13 protein-coding genes are annotated in these 16,210 nt (G+C 60.8%); 9 read left to right on the top strand and 4 right to left on the bottom strand.

Going from position 1 to position 16,210, the window contains the following annotated elements; all coding sequences use genetic code 11:
- Positions 1–102: 102 nt before the first annotated feature.
- Positions 103–2,499, bottom strand: coding sequence for a PAS domain-containing sensor histidine kinase (locus tag TK06_RS24010; RefSeq protein ID WP_063324116.1), 2,397 nt, complete (start codon positions 2,497–2,499; stop codon positions 103–105).
- A 74-nt stretch (positions 2,500–2,573) separates the two neighbouring features.
- Here TK06_RS24010 and TK06_RS24005 point away from each other — a divergent pair, with 74 nt between their 5' ends.
- Positions 2,574–3,566, top strand: coding sequence for an alpha/beta hydrolase family protein (locus tag TK06_RS24005; RefSeq protein WP_063324115.1), 993 nt, complete (start codon positions 2,574–2,576; stop codon positions 3,564–3,566).
- A gap of 172 nt (positions 3,567–3,738) precedes the next feature.
- Here TK06_RS24005 and TK06_RS24000 read toward each other — a convergent pair whose 3' ends face one another.
- Genes TK06_RS24000 through TK06_RS23990 form a run of 3 tightly spaced genes read right to left on the bottom strand, consistent with a single transcriptional unit; the run spans position 3,739 to position 6,201 of the window.
- Positions 3,739–4,506, bottom strand: coding sequence for a TerB family tellurite resistance protein (locus TK06_RS24000; protein WP_063324114.1), 768 nt, complete (start codon positions 4,504–4,506; stop codon positions 3,739–3,741).
- A gap of 1 nt (position 4,507) precedes the next feature.
- Positions 4,508–5,179, bottom strand: coding sequence for an N-acetylmuramate alpha-1-phosphate uridylyltransferase MurU (murU, locus tag TK06_RS23995; RefSeq protein WP_063324113.1), 672 nt, complete (start codon positions 5,177–5,179; stop codon positions 4,508–4,510).
- Positions 5,176–6,201 (bottom strand): aminoglycoside phosphotransferase family protein, encoded by a 1,026-nt coding sequence (locus TK06_RS23990; protein WP_063324112.1) that lies wholly within the window; start codon positions 6,199–6,201, stop codon positions 5,176–5,178. The genes murU and TK06_RS23990 overlap by 4 nt, the downstream gene beginning before the upstream one ends.
- 130 nt (positions 6,202–6,331) lie before the next feature.
- On the opposite strand from TK06_RS23990, the gene TK06_RS23985 reads away from it, so the two are divergent.
- From TK06_RS23985 to TK06_RS23950, 8 genes are all read left to right on the top strand, one after another.
- Positions 6,332–9,100 (top strand): LPS-assembly protein LptD, encoded by a 2,769-nt coding sequence (locus TK06_RS23985; protein ID WP_063324111.1) that lies wholly within the window; start codon positions 6,332–6,334, stop codon positions 9,098–9,100.
- Positions 9,081–10,397 (top strand): peptidylprolyl isomerase SurA, encoded by a 1,317-nt coding sequence (gene surA, locus TK06_RS23980; RefSeq protein WP_013694355.1) that lies wholly within the window; start codon positions 9,081–9,083, stop codon positions 10,395–10,397. Before TK06_RS23985 ends, surA begins: the two co-directional genes overlap by 20 nt.
- Positions 10,394–11,383 (top strand): 4-hydroxythreonine-4-phosphate dehydrogenase PdxA, encoded by a 990-nt coding sequence (gene pdxA / locus TK06_RS23975; protein ID WP_063324110.1) that lies wholly within the window; start codon positions 10,394–10,396, stop codon positions 11,381–11,383. The genes surA and pdxA overlap by 4 nt, the downstream gene beginning before the upstream one ends.
- Positions 11,380–12,198, top strand: a complete 819-nt coding sequence (gene rsmA, locus TK06_RS23970; RefSeq protein WP_018607222.1) for a 16S rRNA (adenine(1518)-N(6)/adenine(1519)-N(6))-dimethyltransferase RsmA — start codon at positions 11,380–11,382, stop codon at positions 12,196–12,198. The genes pdxA and rsmA overlap by 4 nt, the downstream gene beginning before the upstream one ends.
- A 116-nt stretch (positions 12,199–12,314) precedes the next feature.
- On the top strand, positions 12,315–12,695 hold the full coding sequence (apaG, locus tag TK06_RS23965; RefSeq protein ID WP_003206172.1) for a Co2+/Mg2+ efflux protein ApaG: 381 nt from the start codon (positions 12,315–12,317) through the stop codon (positions 12,693–12,695).
- Positions 12,695–13,570, top strand: a complete 876-nt coding sequence (locus tag TK06_RS23960; protein WP_063324109.1) for a symmetrical bis(5'-nucleosyl)-tetraphosphatase — start codon at positions 12,695–12,697, stop codon at positions 13,568–13,570. Before apaG ends, TK06_RS23960 begins: the two co-directional genes overlap by 1 nt.
- A 32-nt stretch (positions 13,571–13,602) precedes the next feature.
- Positions 13,603–13,932, top strand: coding sequence for a thiosulfate sulfurtransferase GlpE (gene glpE / locus TK06_RS23955; RefSeq protein ID WP_063324108.1), 330 nt, complete (start codon positions 13,603–13,605; stop codon positions 13,930–13,932).
- Positions 13,933–14,232: 300 nt separating this feature from the next.
- A complete protein-coding gene (locus TK06_RS23950) occupies positions 14,233–16,155 on the top strand; it encodes a PrkA family serine protein kinase (protein WP_003206178.1) in 1,923 nt (640 codons plus the stop codon).
- The last annotated feature ends 55 nt before the right edge of the window (positions 16,156–16,210 follow it).

Genomic DNA, 16,210 nt, shown 5'->3' with positions numbered 1-16,210 from the left:
CTCATCGCGAGCCAGTTCGCTCCCACAGGGTGTATGTGTAGATCTCAATCAATGTGGGAGCGAGCTGGCTCGCGATTGGGCCCGCCCAGGCAACCCACCCCATCAGGCCTCATGCAACGGCACCCGCACCGACAGGGTCGTCCCCTCCCCCGGCTCACTCTCCAGGGTCAACTGCCCGCCCATGATCAATACCCGTTCACGCATGCCGACCAGGCCAAAGGAGGTTGGCCGACTCGTATCGGCAATAAATCCTACACCGTCGTCGCTGATGGTCAGACACAATTCGTCGCCCTCCTGAACCAGCGTCAGCTCTACAGTATGCGCTTGGGCATGGCGCATCACGTTGGTCAGCGCTTCCTGGAGAATCCGGAACAGACCAATGGCCTTGGCGTCGCTCAGGGCCGGCAGGTTGTCCGGCACCTGCACCAGGCATGGGATCTGCGTACGCGCCTCGAAACGCCGAGCCTGCCATTCGATGGCCGAGGCAATGCCAGCATCCAGGATCGGCGGGCGGAGCGCCGTTGCCACGTCCCGCACCAACTGGAACAACTGAGCGATCAGGCGCTTCATGCTATTAAGCCGCTCATGCAGGCCCGGGTCGAGTTGCGCGTAGGCCAATTCACACATGGATGTTTCTAGCTTCAACACCGTCAGCATCTGGCCCAGCTCGTCGTGGACCTCCCGGGCAATGCGCGCCTTTTCCTCTTCCCGCACACTTTCCAGGTGCGCTGACAATTCGCGCAACTGTTCCCGTGAGCTGGCCAGCTCCAGTTCGATGCGTTTGCTTTCGGTGATATCCCAGACGATTCCGTCCCAGACATAGGCGCCATCTTCGAGACGGCGGGTGATCGCTTTGATCTCGGCCCAGCGCTCCTGGCCTTCGCGGGTCAGGATGCGGCCTTGCCATGACCAGTCACTGTCGGTGTCCAGCGCCTGGTCCTGAGTGCGGTGGTAATCGGCCTTGTCCTGCGGGTGCACCAGGCTGCGCAACCCGGTGTCGCTGCGGGCCAGGGTTGCAGGGGAATAACCCACCAGGCTTTCGCTGCCTTCGCTGATGTAGGCAAAGTCGATCTGACCGGTCACCGGCGCCCGCTCCAGGCGAAAGACCAGGCCTGGCACATTAGCGGCAATACCTTGCAACCGTGCTTCGCTTTCGCGCAACGCCGCCAGCGCACGTCGACGTTCGGTCACGTCGTTGAGGTAGACCACCAGGTATTCAGCGTCGCGAAAGCGCAGGAAGCTCAGAGAAACGTCAGCCGGCAAGATGCTGCCATCGGCTCGCACGCATTCGGTTTCGAAACTCTGCGGCCCATCTTCGCTGGCCCGGGCGCGCTTCCACAGGTTCAGCCAGCGATCCATGTGCAAACCCGGCTCGAAGTCGATCAAGGGGCGGTCGATGATGGCGCCCGAGGCATAGCCGAGCATGGTTTCAGCCGCTCGGTTGGCATAACGCACGTGACTGTCCCAATTGACCCAGAGGATGCCGACCGTACTTTGATCGATGGAAAACTGCGTCAGGCGCAAGGCTTCTTCGCTGGCCGTACGCTGGGCGATGTCCTCCCTCGCGGCACGCAGACGACGCTCCAGTGCGCGTTGCTGGCGGCGCTGCCAGAACACGATGGCGACGCTGCTGAGCAGCAGGGCCAGAATCAATAGGGTCAAGTTCTGCCAGAAGCCCGGGGTCTCGGTCAGGCGTGGATATTTTGGCTTGAGCCAACGGCTGTGCAATTGCTCCAGCTCCTTGGCCGGTATCGCCTGCAAACCGCTGTCGATGATCTCGGCCAGTTCCGGCCAGTCCCGGCGTGTGGCAACCCGCAGCAACTGCGGCAGGCCGATGTCGCCCACCACCGCCAGCTCGGCGAATTCGGGCTCGACCATCAACCGCCCGAGCTGTGCCTCGTCGACCACCGCGTATCGAGCCTGCTGGGTCAGCAATAATTGCAGGGCCTCGCGCTCCATCGGCACACCTTGCAGATTCAGCGTCGGGTAGTTGCTGCGCAGGTAATCGGCCGTCGCGCTGGGCATGCGCACCGCGACCCGGGCCTGGCTGTCGAGTTTTTCCAACTCAACCCCTTCGGCGCCCTTCTGCGCGCCGACGATCAGTTGCGGCACGCGCATATAGGGATCGGAAAATTGCCAGAGCTTGAGCCCGCCCGGGGATTGGGTCAGGCCCGGAGCTACGTCCACCTCGCCGGCGCGCACCGCTGCTTCCAGTTGTGCCAGGTCCTGGAAATTGCGCCAGGTGAGCTCGACGTTCAACGCCTTGCCCAGCCATTGCATCAACTCGACGTTAGTGCCGGACAAACGCTGCAGGCGCCGGTCGTATTGGGCATAGGGCGCCTGCAATACCAGGCCGACCCGCCATTGCGGATGTTGCACCAACCACTGGCGCTGTCCCGCATTCAATTGCACCCCATGCGTCGACGGCGCGGGCGCGGCCCACGCCATCAAGGGAAGCCATAAACAGCCGATAACCCACAGGCAGCAAAAACGCATCATCGAAATCTCATGCACTGACAAATACTGACCAACCCATTAGGCTGCCGGAAATACTTCTGGTCATGGAATATCCAATGCCCTCTGTTTATCGCCTGGCGTTGCCAGCATTGTGCCTGTCGCTGATCCTGCCAAGTGCCTTTTCTGTACAGGCCAGCGAAACGGCGCCCGCCGCGCAGCAACCTGCCGAGGAAAAACCCGTCGAGCGCCAACCCTTGCTCGAGCGTAGCCAGGAAGAGGCGACCGCACTTGAACGAAGAGTCCCGGCCCAGGAACAACAACAGTTACAGACCGGCAGCGATGCCTTCCTGGCACTGTGGAAACCAGCCAATACCGGCGACCCCAGAGGCGCAGTCATCATAATCCCCGGCGCCGGCGAAACAGCTGACTGGCCTCAAGCTATCGGCCCTTTGCGGAAAAAGTTGCCCGATGTTGAGTGGAGCAGCCTGAGTATCACCCTGCCGGACCTACAAAGCGACGTCATTGCACCGCGCGTGGTAGAAACACCGCCCGAGACCAAGCCGACCGACACCGCTGCCGCAACACCGGACGCCACCACTGCGGCGCCGATCGAACAGGCCGCAGGCGGCGAAGCCGATGCGACAGATCCCGTCGTCGACCAAACCGATGAAGAACATGCCAAGGCCGACGCCGAGCGCATCTTCGCCCGTATCGATGCAGCCCTGGCCTACGCCGAACAGCAAAGCGCACGCCGTATCGTGCTGCTGGGCCATGGCACTGGCGCCTATTGGGCAGCGCGCTACTTGAGTGAAAAGCAGCCCTCACAAGTCGAACGCTTCGTGATGGTGGCCGCCCAGACCCCGGCCACCGCCAAGCCGGCCCTGGCCGAACTGACCTCGACCTTGAAACTGGCGACCGCCGACATTTTCTACATGGACAAGCCGCTGGATCGAAACGCGGCGCTGGAGCGCTTGCAGGCGAGCAAACGCTTGAAAGGCTCGACCTTCAGCCAGGTGTCCCTCAAGGCCCTGCCGAACCCGGCGGCGGAGCAGGAGCAGCTGTTTCGTCGGGTCCGGGGTTGGTTGAATCCGCAGAAGGCGGGGGAGTAAGGCTGACCCGTTCGGGATGTCGGCGCCCACCCTCCTGTGGCGAGGGAGCTTGCTCCCGCTGGAGCGCGAAGCGGTCCCCAAAGCGAGCACTGCGGTTCTTCATAAAGACCCGGACTGCGACTGCTGCGCAGCCGAACGGGAGCAAGCTCCCTCGCCACAGGGGATAGTGGCGCTACCGGAAATTCCGCCGTTCCCGTATCAAGCGATAGGCGTTGTGCAACTCCCGAGTCCTGTCAGTGGCTTCACGCACCTGCAAGGGCGTTGCCCCGCTACCGGCAATCTTGTCCGGATGGTGGCGACTGAGCAGGCGTCGGTAAGCGCGCTTGATCTGTGACGGTTCGCTCGTGGCGGAAACGCCCAGCAAACGCAACGCCTCCTGATACGTCACCCCACTGCTGGGCAGCGACAGTTTGTGCGGTTCGTAATCGCTGGCCAATGCCTGGACCTGTTGCTGGGTCCAGCCCAGCCACTTGCCCCACCGGGCAATCAATTCACGCTCGCCGACGCCCGCCTTGCCATCAGCCCAAACCATTCGCCAGCAGGCCCGCAGCACGCCTTCCGCCGCATGCGGCTGGGTGCTGAGACGGCGCAGATAACCACGTAGGCGGACATCTCCAGACTTGCCCCGGTTGAATGCAGCGATGGCCCGGCGTTGCGCCGATTCGCTCAGGTCCAGGGCTCGCATTTCCTGGCGAGCCTGTTGGATGTGACCGTCGACCACACGCCCATCGCTTTTCGCCAAACGCCCCAGCAACACAAACAACAATTCATCGTTGCGCAATGCTGGGCGCCCGCCCAGACGCTCACGAAGCTGCTCCCAGCTTTGCACGTTTAGGCGCCTATCCAACGCTTGTCCTAATAACGCACCAAGCATGGCCCCCGGAATGTTGGCTATGGCAAAGCCCGCCCCGGCTCCAATCAGAGTCCCTGGCCACCACATATCAACCGCTCGCTTCTATCAAGGTTTCGACCTGCGCCAAACGTTCATGGGTGCCGACATCGACCCAATGCCCTTTGAGGTGCTCGCCACTGACGCGTCCCTCGGCCATGGCCGCGCGCAACAGCGGTGCGAGCTTGAACGCACCGTCCGCGCAACCGTCGAACAACCGCGGGTGCAGAACGGCGATGCCGCTATAGGTCAGGTTGTCGGCAGGGGCGTGCCTATCGTGAACCTTTCCGTCGACCAGGACGAAATCGCCGTCTGGGTGATGCTCGGGATTATCGACGAGCACCAGGTGCGCCAACCCTTCGAGCGGTCGGCGCAAAGCGCTGAAGTCGTAGTCGGTCCAGACATCGCCGTTCACCACCACAAACGCTTCATCGCCCAGCAGCGGCAAGGCACGGAAGATTCCACCGCCGGTTTCCAGCGGCTCGCCTTCAGGGGAAAACCGAATGCTCACGCCAAACCGTGCACCATCCCCCAGGTGATCTTCGATCTGCTGACCGAGCCAGGCGTGATTGATCACGATCTCGGTGAATCCGGCCCTGGCCAGCGCCCGCAAGTGGTATTCGATCAAGGGAACACCGCCGACGCGAATCAACGGCTTTGGCGTGGTAAGGGTCAAGGGGCGCATGCGTTCGCCCTTGCCCGCCGCCAGAATCATCGCCTTCATGCCGTTGCTCCAGCCGATTGCCGCAAGCTGCCCAGAAGTTCATCGAGCGGTGCCAGTTCCGGACGGCGGGCAATGACCGCTTCTATATAAGCAAAGAATCGCGGCACATCACCGAGGTAGCGTGGCTTGCCATCACGATGACAAATGCGCGCGAAGATCCCGATGACCTTTAGATGACGCTGCACGCCCATCAAATCGCTGGCCCGCAGGAAGTCCTCGAGGTCCGGCTGCACGGGAATGCCGAGGGCGCCGGCCTGCTGCCAGTAACTCTCCAGCCAGCCGCGCACGCGCGCCTCGGGCCAACTGAGGAAAGCGTCCTTGAACAGGCAGGTCACGTCGTAGGTAACGGGACCATAGACGGCATCCTGAAAATCCAGCACGCCGGGGTTCGGCACGCTGAGCATCAGGTTGCGTGGCATGTAGTCCCGGTGCACCAGCACTTTGGGCTGGGCCAGGGCGCTGTCGATCAGCAGCTCGCTGGCCTGCTGCCAGAGTTGCTGCTGGGCCGAATCCAATTCGATCCCCAGCTCGCGCTTGACGTACCACTCGGGGAACAATTCCAGCTCCCGACGCAGCAACGCGACATCGTAGCTCGGCAACGGCGCAACCATTGGCAGCTGCTGGAAAGCCAGCAAGGCTTGCAGGGCATCGCGGAATAAATCGTCGGCATTTTCGCCGTTGATTACGTCCAGATAGGTTTGGTTGCCCAAGTCATTGAGCAAAAGAAAGCCGCGCTCGAGGTCTTCGGCATAAATTTTTGGCACGTTAATGCCGGATTTCGCCAGCAAAAAAGCAATATCCACGAAGGGTTTGCAGTTTTCCTGGGGCGGTGGCGCATCCATGACGATCAAACTGCGACCCTCGCCTTCCCAGCGGAAATAACGCCGAAAACTCGCGTCACTGCTGGCGGCGGTCAACGTGGCCGGGGGTACGGGGCCCCAGCCCTGTTGAGTGAAAAGGATCGGCAGTTGTTCATCGAGCCAAACTTTCAGGTGTTGCAAGCGTACATCTTGGTCGGGCATTGCAAGGGTCTCCGACGGCGCTAGCCGTCAAGCGGGTCATGCTTTATTATCCAGCATCTTTTTCAGACCATCGAGAGGCGTGCGGCCCACACCGCGGGCAGATGGCACGCAGGAAGCCCGGACTAATAAGATGGCATTGAAATCCCCCGCGTTTCGTAAAAAATTTCCGTTGCTGGTCACCGGCAGTCTGCTGGCCCTGCAACCCCTGGCCTCTTCATTCGTCGTCGCGGCGCAGCAGTATGACTGCTCCGTCTCCGCTTCGGGTGCCTGGGACTGTGCGCCCAAGACACCGGCCGCCGCGTTGCCGCCGCGTCCCGTGCATGACGGCAGTGCGGTTTCCGACAGCGGCGCGGCTCCGGCCGACAGCAGCTCGGGCGAGGAAGCCGGCGAAAAGCCGATGCTCGTTACCGAAGCCAAGGGCCGCGGCCTGAAGTCGCGCAGTGCAGACTACAGTCACCTGGATTGGGTTCCACGGGAGAACCTTACCCCGGCGCAATTGGCTGAAACCGGCCCTTACTGCTCGGGTGCCTATATCGAGCCGACCCGTCCTGGCATGAACGACAAGACGGCCAAGAGCGACGCTCCTACCTTCCTCGGCGCCAAGGCTTCGCGCTATCAACAGGAAGAACAGGTGGCGACCCTGGCCGGCGACGTGGTCATGCGCCAGGGCAGCATGCAGGTCGAGGCCGACGAGGCCAGCCTGTACCAGGCTGAGAACCGCGGTGAGCTGAGCGGTAACGTCCGCGTTCGCGACAACGGTGCACTGATCGTCGGCGACCATGCCGATGTACAGCTGGACACCGGCGAAGCCAAGGTCGACAACGCCGAATACGTGATGCACAAGTCGCGTATTCGCGGTAACGCGCTGTACGCCAAGCGTGCAGAGAATGCGATCATCCGTCTCAAGGACGGTACGTACACCACGTGCGAACCGAACAGCAACGCCTGGACGCTCAAGGGCAACAACATCACCCTGAACCCGGCCACCGGCTTCGGTACCGCGACCAACGTGACGCTGCGGGTCAAGGACTTCCCGGTCCTGTACACACCGTACATCTACTTCCCGATCGACGACCGTCGCCAGTCCGGCTTCCTGCCGCCGACCATCGGCAGCGGCAGCGACACCGGCTTCCTGCTGGTCACCCCGTACTACTTCAACCTGGCGCCGAACTACGATGCCACGTTGTATCCGCGCTACATGGCCAAGCGCGGCCTGTTGATGGAAGGCGAATTCCGCTACCTGACCAAATCCAGCGAAGGTCAGTTCGGTGCTGCGTACCTCAACGACGAGGACGATGAGCGCAGCGGGCAAAGCGACTACGACAAGACCCGCTACATGTATAACTGGCAGCACAAGGGCGGCCTCGACTCGCGCGTGCTGACGGAAGTCGACTACACCAAGATCAGCGATCCTTACTATTTCCAGGATCTTAAAAGCGATCAGATTGGTATCGAGACCAATGATCGCGTCAATCAGCAAGGGATCGTCAGCTATCGGGGGGATAACTACGTTGCCCGCTTGAATGCACAGGCCTACCAGTTGGCGACGATTTCGAAGATCACACCGTACAACCGCCTGCCCCAGATTACGTTCAGCGGTGCTCTGCCGGAGCACCCGTATGGGCTGGATTTCGCATACAAGACAGAGTTGGTGCGGTTTGACCGTGATTTGCGCACTGGCAACTATACCGATGAGGACGGCAACGTCGAGCCGTGGCTGGATACCAACGTTCGCGGCCTGGCACGGGCTAACGGCAATCGCATGAACCTCGCGCCGGTTATGAGCCTGCCGATGACCGCGTCCTATGGCTATCTCAAACCGTCCCTCAAGTACCAATACACCCAATATGATTTGGATCTGGATGGTACGGGCAAGAGCGTCGTTGGAAACGGCTACGACAGCACGCCAAACCGCAGTGTCCCTATCGCCAGCATCGACAGCGGTCTGTACTTCGACCGCAACACGCAATGGTTTGGCACCAACTATCGTCAGACCCTGGAACCACGCCTGTTCTATCTCTATGTACCCGAGAAGGACCAGAGCGACATTCCTATCTTCGATACCAGCGAATCGACCTTTAGCTATTCCTCGTTGTTTCGCGACAATCGCTTCACCGGCTCTGACCGTGTCGGGGACGAGAACAAGTTGTCCTTGGGCGTGACCAGCCGCTGGATTGAAGAGAACGGCTTTGAGCGCCAACGTCTCGCCGTCGGCCAGGCGTTTTATTTCAAGGATCGCAAAGTCCAATTGCCAGGCATTGACTTCGATACTCGAGAAGACGCCAAGTCGGACGTTTCTCCGTACGCACTGGAATACGAATACCACTGGAACCGCGACTGGCGCACCACTGCGACCTACAACTGGGACCCGGACACCCGCAGCCCTCGCTCGGGTAGCGCGATGTTCCATTACCAGCCGGAAGACAACCCGAACAAGGTCATCAATGCCGGTTACCGCTACCGCAATGACCAGGTCCGCTACGACGAGGCGACCGGCCAATGGCAAGTGGGCGGTGGCGACTATGGTCGCCCGGGCGATGCGGACTATGTGAAGGACTACTACAAGATCAAGCAGCACGACTTCTCGGTCATCTGGCCGATCGTGCCACAGTGGAACCTCATCAGCCGCTGGCAGTATGACTACAACCGCAACCGTACCCTGGAAGCCTTCGGTGGTTTCGAATACGACAATTGCTGCTGGAAACTGCGCCTGATCAACCGTTACTGGGTCGACTACGAAGAGTTCAGTCAAGCCGCCCCGGAAAACGAAAAAGGCGACCACGGCATCTTCCTCCAAATTGTTCTGAAGGGACTCGGCGGCCTGACCGGCGCCAAGGTAGAGAGCTTCCTCGACAAAGGCATCCAAGGTTATCGTGAACGTGAAGACCAAGCTTTCTGATTGTCTGCGCCCGCTGATGTTGGGCGCGCTGTTCCTGGGTACCGCGGCCAACGCCGCGGTACAGTCCATCGATAAAGTGGTGGCCATTGTCGATAACGACGTGGTCATGCAGAGCCAGCTGGACCAGCGCGTCCATGAAGTGCAGCAAACCATCGCCAAGCGCGGCGGTGGCCAGCCGCCACCAGGCGTACTGGACCAGCAAGTGCTTGAACGCCTGATCGTCGAAAACCTGCAGTTGCAGATCGGCGAACGCTCCGGCATTCGCATCACCGATGAAGAACTGAACCAGGCCGTCGGCACCATTGCCCAGCGCAACAACATGAGCATCGACCAGTTCCGCGCCGCCCTGGCTCGCGACGGCCTCTCCTACGAGGACGCCCGTGATCAGATCCGCCGCGAAATGGTCATCAGCCGTGTGCGTCAGCGCCGTGTGGCCGAACGCATCCAGGTGTCGGAGCAGGAAGTGAAAAACTTCCTCGCCTCGGACCTGGGCAAGATGCAGCTTTCCGAAGAGTTGCACTTGGCGAACATCCTGATTCCGACCCCGGAAAGCGCCAACTCCGAAGCGATCCAGAGCGCTTATCGCCAGGCAATGGATGTCTACCAGCAACTCAAGCAAGGCGCTGATTTCGGTCAGATGGCCATTGCCAAGTCGGGCAGCGACAACGCCCTGGAAGGCGGTGACATGGGCTGGAGAAAACCCGCTCAACTGCCGCCTCCGTTCGACCGTGAACTGAGCGCCATGGCCGTGGGCGACATCACCCAGCCAGCACGCACCCCAGGCGGCTTCATTATCCTGAAAGTGCTGGAAAAGCGCGGTGGCGGAACCCAGGTCCGTGACGAAGTGCATGTTCGCCACATCCTGATCAAGCCAAGCGAGATTCGCAGCGAAGCCGAGACCAAGCGCCTGGCGGAGAAACTCTACGACCGCATCGAAGCGGGCGAAGACTTTGCTGAACTGGCGAAGAGTTTTTCCGAAGACCCGGGCTCGGCCCTCAACGGCGGCGACCTGAATTGGGTTGACCCCAATGCACTGGTTCCCGAGTTCCGCCAGGTCATGGCCGACACGCCGCAAGGCCAGTTGTCCAAGCCGTTCAAGAGCCCTTATGGCTGGCACGTGCTGGAAGTCCTTGGCCGCCGCGCCACTGACAGCACCACCCAGGCTCGCGAACAGCAGGCAATGACTGTCTTGCGCAACCGCAAATACGACGAAGAGCTGCAAACCTGGCTGCGTCAGATTCGCGACGAAGCCTACGTTGAAATCAAACTTCCTGGTGCAGACCAGGCAGCGCAGTGAAACCCAAGCGTTTCGCGCTGACCCCCGGCGAACCAGCCGGCATCGGTCCCGACCTGTGCCTGCTGCTCGCCTCGCAAGCCCAGCCACACCCCCTGATTGCCATCACCAGTCGCGACCTGCTCCTTGAGCGGGCCGCGCAACTGGGGCTGGTCGTCAACCTGTTGCCCGTGACCTCGCAGGCCTGGCCGGACGTCCCGGCACCCGCCAACAGCCTGTATGTCTGGGATACGCCCCTGGGTGCTCCGGTCGTCACAGGGCAGTTGGACAAGGCCAACGCCGCGTTCGTCCTCGAGACCCTGACCCGCGCCGGCCAGGGCTGCCTGGACGGTGCGTTCGCCGGCATGATCACCGCACCGGTGCACAAAGGCGTGATCAACGAATCCGGGATTGCCTTTTCCGGGCACACCGAATTCCTGGCGGACCTGACCCACACCGCGCAAGTGGTGATGATGCTCGCTACCCGTGGGCTGCGTGTGGCCCTGGTGACCACTCACCTGCCCTTGCGGGACGTCGCCGACGCCATCACCCCGGAACGCCTGGAGCGGGTCACGCGCATCCTGCACGCCGACCTGCAGGAAAAATTCGGCATCGCCCGGCCGCGCATCCTCGTTTGCGGGCTCAATCCCCACGCGGGCGAAGGCGGACACCTGGGCCGTGAAGAAATCGACATCATCGAACCCACTTTGGAGCGCCTGCGCAGCGAGGGCATGGACCTGCGTGGCCCGCTGCCTGCCGACACTCTGTTTACCCCAAAATATCTGGAGCACTGCGACGCGGTGCTGGCGATGTACCACGACCAGGGCCTGCCCGTGCTGAAGTACAAAGGTTTCGGCGCGGCGGTCAACGTGACGCTGGGCCTGCCGATCATCCGCACCTCCGTGGACCATGGCACTGCCCTGGACCTGGCCGGCAGCGGCAAGATCGATACCGGCAGCCTGCAAGTCGCGCTGGAAACCGCCTACCAGATGGCCGAGACCCATTTATGACCGAGCAATACCAACACCGCGCGCGCAAGCGTTTCGGCCAGAACTTCCTGCATGACGCCGGCGTGATCGATCGTATCCTGCGCTCGATCCGGGCCAAGCCCGACGACCGCCTGCTGGAAATCGGCCCGGGCCAAGGCGCCCTGACCGAGGGCCTGCTCGACAGCGGCGCACAACTGGACGTGGTGGAACTGGACAAGGACCTGGTGCCGATCCTCAACCAGCAGTTCGCCGGCAGGAGCAATTTCAGCCTGCACCAGGGCGACGCGCTGAAGTTCGACTTCAATAGCCTGAACGCTGCACCGAACAGCCTGCGGGTGGTGGGAAACCTGCCGTACAACATCTCCACTCCGCTGATCTTCCACCTGCTGAGCAACGCCGGCCTGATCCGCGACATGCATTTCATGTTGCAGAAAGAAGTGGTCGAGCGACTCGCCGCCGGCCCTGGCGGTGGTGACTGGGGTCGCCTGTCGATCATGGTCCAGTACCATTGCCGGGTCGAACACCTGTTCAACGTAGGCCCGGGCGCGTTCAACCCGCCGCCGAAGGTCGACTCGGCCATTGTCCGCCTGGTGCCCCATGCCGTCCTGCCGCACCCGGCCAAGGATCATCGCCTACTGGAGCGGGTGGTACGCGAAGCGTTCAACCAGCGCCGCAAAACCTTGCGCAACACCCTGAAACTATTGCTCAGCAGCACCGAAATCGAAGCCGCCGGCGTCGATGGCAGCCTGCGCCCAGAGCAGTTGGACCTGGCAGCGTTCGTGCGCCTGGCCGACAAACTCAGTGAGCAGGTCGCCCCGCAAGTCGACGCCAACTGAACGGGTGACGATCGCTATCGGGCAGTACGCCAGTCTGGTCTACTACCCGATACTTGGCCTAGACTGATCTCCTGAGTCGCGCCCGCGTCCCGCTTCGTTTTTAAGGCCTTATTTGCATGTCTGATCCTCGTTACCAGGTCGACGTCAGCGTCACCACCCGTTTTCTGGCAGAACAGTCGCAACCCGAGCATGACCGCTTCGCTTTCGCCTACAGCATTACCGTGCGCAATAACGGCTCCTTGCCAGCCAGGCTGCTGTCACGGCATTGGATCATCACCGACGGCGATGGCCATGTCGAAGAGGTGCGTGGCGAAGGGGTGGTCGGCCAGCAGCCATTGATCGATGCAGGCAAGAGCCACAGCTACAGCAGCGGCACAGTGATGACGACCAAGGTCGGCACCATGCAAGGCACCTACCAGATGCTGGCCGAGGACGGCAAACGCTTCGACGCCGTCATCAAACCCTTTCGCCTGGCCGTGCCCGGAGCCCTGCACTAATGGCCACGTATGCGGTCGGCGACCTGCAAGGCTGCCTCGACCCGCTCAAATGCTTGCTGGAGCGCGTTGCTTTCGATCCTCAAAAAGACACGTTGTGGCTGGTGGGCGACCTGGTCAACCGTGGCCCGCAGTCCCTTGAGACGTTGCGTTTTCTCTACGGCATCCGCCAGTCGCTGGTGTGCGTGCTCGGTAACCACGACCTGCATCTGCTGGCTGCCTGGCAGAACATCGAGCGCCTGAAAAAGTCCGACACCTTGAGCGAAATTCTCGACGCCCCCGATTGCGTTGAACTGCTGGAGTGGTTGCGCCAGCAGAAGCTCATGCACTACGACGAGGCGCGCAACCTTGCACTGGTCCATGCCGGCATCCCGCCCCAGTGGTCCCTGCGCAAGGCGCTCAAGTGCGCTGGCGAAGTCGAACAGGCATTGCGCGACGACAACCTGTTCGCCCCCTACCTGGATGGCATGTACGGCAACGAGCCGGTCAAGTGGGACAACGACCTCACCGGCAGCGCTCGTCTTCGCGTCATCACCAATTATTTCACGCGCATGCGCTTCTGCACCCGCGACGGCAAGCTCGATCTCAAGGGCAAGGAAGGTATCGAGACGGCGCCACCCGGTTATGCCCCCTGGTTCAAGCACAGTGAGCGCAAGACCCGTAACCTGAAGATCATTTTCGGGCACTGGGCCGCACTGGGCGGCCAATCCGACGAACCCGGCGTCTTCGCCCTCGATACCGGTTGCGTGTGGGGCAGCGCCATGACCCTGATGAACGTCGACACTGGCGAGCAACTACATTGCGATTGCGATGAACAGGGCCACGCCAAAATCCATCACCCGACCACTGCACCATTGCCGGCCGGCACTGCCGTTTGACCGGCGTTGCGCTTCAGCTACAGGAGCCCCTCATGAGCGAATTCAAACGCATCCCCCCGGAACAGGCCCAGGCCCTGCGCGAGCAAGGCGCGGTCGTCGTCGACGTCCGCGACCCAGCCACTTTTGCGGCTTCGCATATCAGTGGCTCCCGGCATCTGGACAACCATTCCATCTCCGACTTCATCCGGGCCGCCGACCTCGATGCGCCTACGGTCGTGGTCTGCTATCACGGCAACTCCAGCCAGAGCGCAGCCGCCTATCTGGTCAGCCAGGGCTTCAGCGACGTCTACAGCCTGGACGGCGGTTTTGAGTTGTGGCGTGCGACTTATCCTTCAGAAACAGCGCAAGACAATCACGAATAATTTTTTATGCCGTCCAAGCCCGCGTGAACCGTGGGCTTGAGCGATGGCAGACGAACGGTCTGCCATAACTAATTACGTATTCCACCTTTACCTCCGCGATTCCGAACTATCCTTAGCCTCAGGCCATCCAAAACAGGGGAGAGCCGGTACACCGGCGCGCGGGTCATCGGGAGTCAGCTTTCAAGAGCCTGCATGCTTGAAAGCATTCTGGGGGGTAAAACGGCAACTGGGTTCCCAGCGGCTGTCCAGCATCGACTGATTGATCCGACACCGGCTCCACGTATCGAGCGAGGTGACGTCATGAGCATTTTTAGCCACTTCCAGCAACGTTTCGAGTCCACGCGGCAGGAGGAATACTCGCTGCAGGAATACCTCGAACTCTGCAAGCAGGACCGCAGTGCCTATGCATCGGCTGCGGAGCGTCTGTTGCTGGCAATCGGAGAACCGGAGTTGCTGGATACCTCGACCAACTCGAGGCTCTCGCGAATTTTTTCCAACAAGGTGATTCGCCGCTATCCGGCCTTTGCGGACTTCCACGGGATGGAAGAATGCATCGAACAAATCGTCTCCTATTTCCGCCACGCCGCCCAAGGCCTGGAAGAGAAGAAACAAATCCTTTATCTGCTCGGCCCCGTGGGTGGTGGTAAATCGTCCCTGGCCGAGAAGCTCAAGCAACTGATCGAAAAAGTGCCCTTCTACGCCATCAAGGGCTCACCGGTGTTCGAATCGCCTCTAGGGCTTTTCAACGCCACTGAAGATGGCGCGATCCTCGAGGAAGACTTCGGCATTCCACGCCGCTATCTCAATACCATCATGTCGCCCTGGGCAACCAAGCGCCTGGCCGAGTTCGGCGGTGACATCAGTCAGTTCAAGGTGGTCAAGCTCTACCCATCGATCCTCAACCAGATCGCGGTGGCCAAGACCGAACCGGGTGACGAAAACAACCAGGATATTTCCGCCCTGGTGGGCAAGGTCGATATCCGTAAACTGGAAGAATTCCCACAAAACGACGCCGACGCCTACAGCTATTCGGGGGCGCTGTGCCGGGCCAACCAGGGCCTGATGGAATTCGTCGAAATGTTCAAGGCACCCATCAAGGTGCTGCACCCGCTGCTGACCGCCACTCAGGAAGGCAACTACAACAGCACCGAGGGGCTGGGGGCCATTCCGTTCACCGGCATCCTGCTGGCCCACTCCAACGAATCGGAATGGCATACCTTCCGCAACAACAAGAACAACGAGGCCTTCATCGACCGGATCTACATCGTCAAGGTGCCGTACTGCCTGCGAGTGAGCGATGAGGTGAAGATCTACGACAAGCTGCTGTTCAACAGTTCGCTGTCCAAGGCCCATTGCGCACCCGACACCCTGAAGATGCTTGCCCAGTTCACGGTGCTGTCGCGCCTCAAGGAGCCGGAAAACTCCAACATCTATTCGAAGATGCGCGTGTACGACGGTGAAAACCTCAAGGACACCGATCCGAAGGCCAAGTCGATCCAGGAATACCGCGACAATGCGGGGGTCGATGAAGGGATGAACGGGCTGTCCACACGTTTCGCGTTCAAGATCCTGTCCAAGGTCTTCAACTTCGACCCTCACGAGATCGCGGCCAACCCGGTTCATCTGCTGTATGTGCTGGAACAGCAGATCGAGCAAGAGCAATTCCAGGCCGAAACCCGCGAGCGCTACCTGCGTTTCCTCAAGGAATACCTGGCCCCGCGCTACATCGAGTTCATCGGCAAGGAAATCCAGACGGCGTACCTGGAGTCCTACAGCGAGTACGGCCAGAACATCTTCGACCGCTACGTGCTGTACGCAGACTTCTGGATCCAGGACCAGGAATACCGCGACCCGGAAACCGGCGAAATCCTCAATCGCGTGGCCCTCAACGAGGAGTTGGAGAAAATCGAGAAACCGGCGGGCATCAGCAATCCGAAGGACTTCCGCAACGAGATCGTCAACTTCGTATTGCGCGCCCGAGCCAACAACAACGGCAAGAACCCAACCTGGCTCAGCTATGAAAAGCTGCGGGTGGTCATCGAGAAGAAAATGTTCTCCAACACCGAAGACCTGCTGCCAGTCATCAGCTTCAACGCCAAGGCCAGCAAGGAGGACCAGCAAAAACACAACGATTTCGTCACACGCATGGTCGAACGTGGCTATACCGACAAACAGGTACGACTGCTCTCCGAGTGGTATCTGCGGGTCCGGAAATCGCAGTAAGCAGCGGCAAGCTTCTAGCTACAGCCTGTAAGGGAACGGCGTTGAGCCCATGGCT

Source organism: Pseudomonas fluorescens, assembly GCF_001623525.1.
GTDB lineage: Bacteria > Pseudomonadota > Gammaproteobacteria > Pseudomonadales > Pseudomonadaceae > Aquipseudomonas > Aquipseudomonas fluorescens_Q.
The sequence above is the reverse complement of the archived record's forward strand: the minus strand, read 5'-3'. Positions and strand labels throughout refer to the sequence as shown.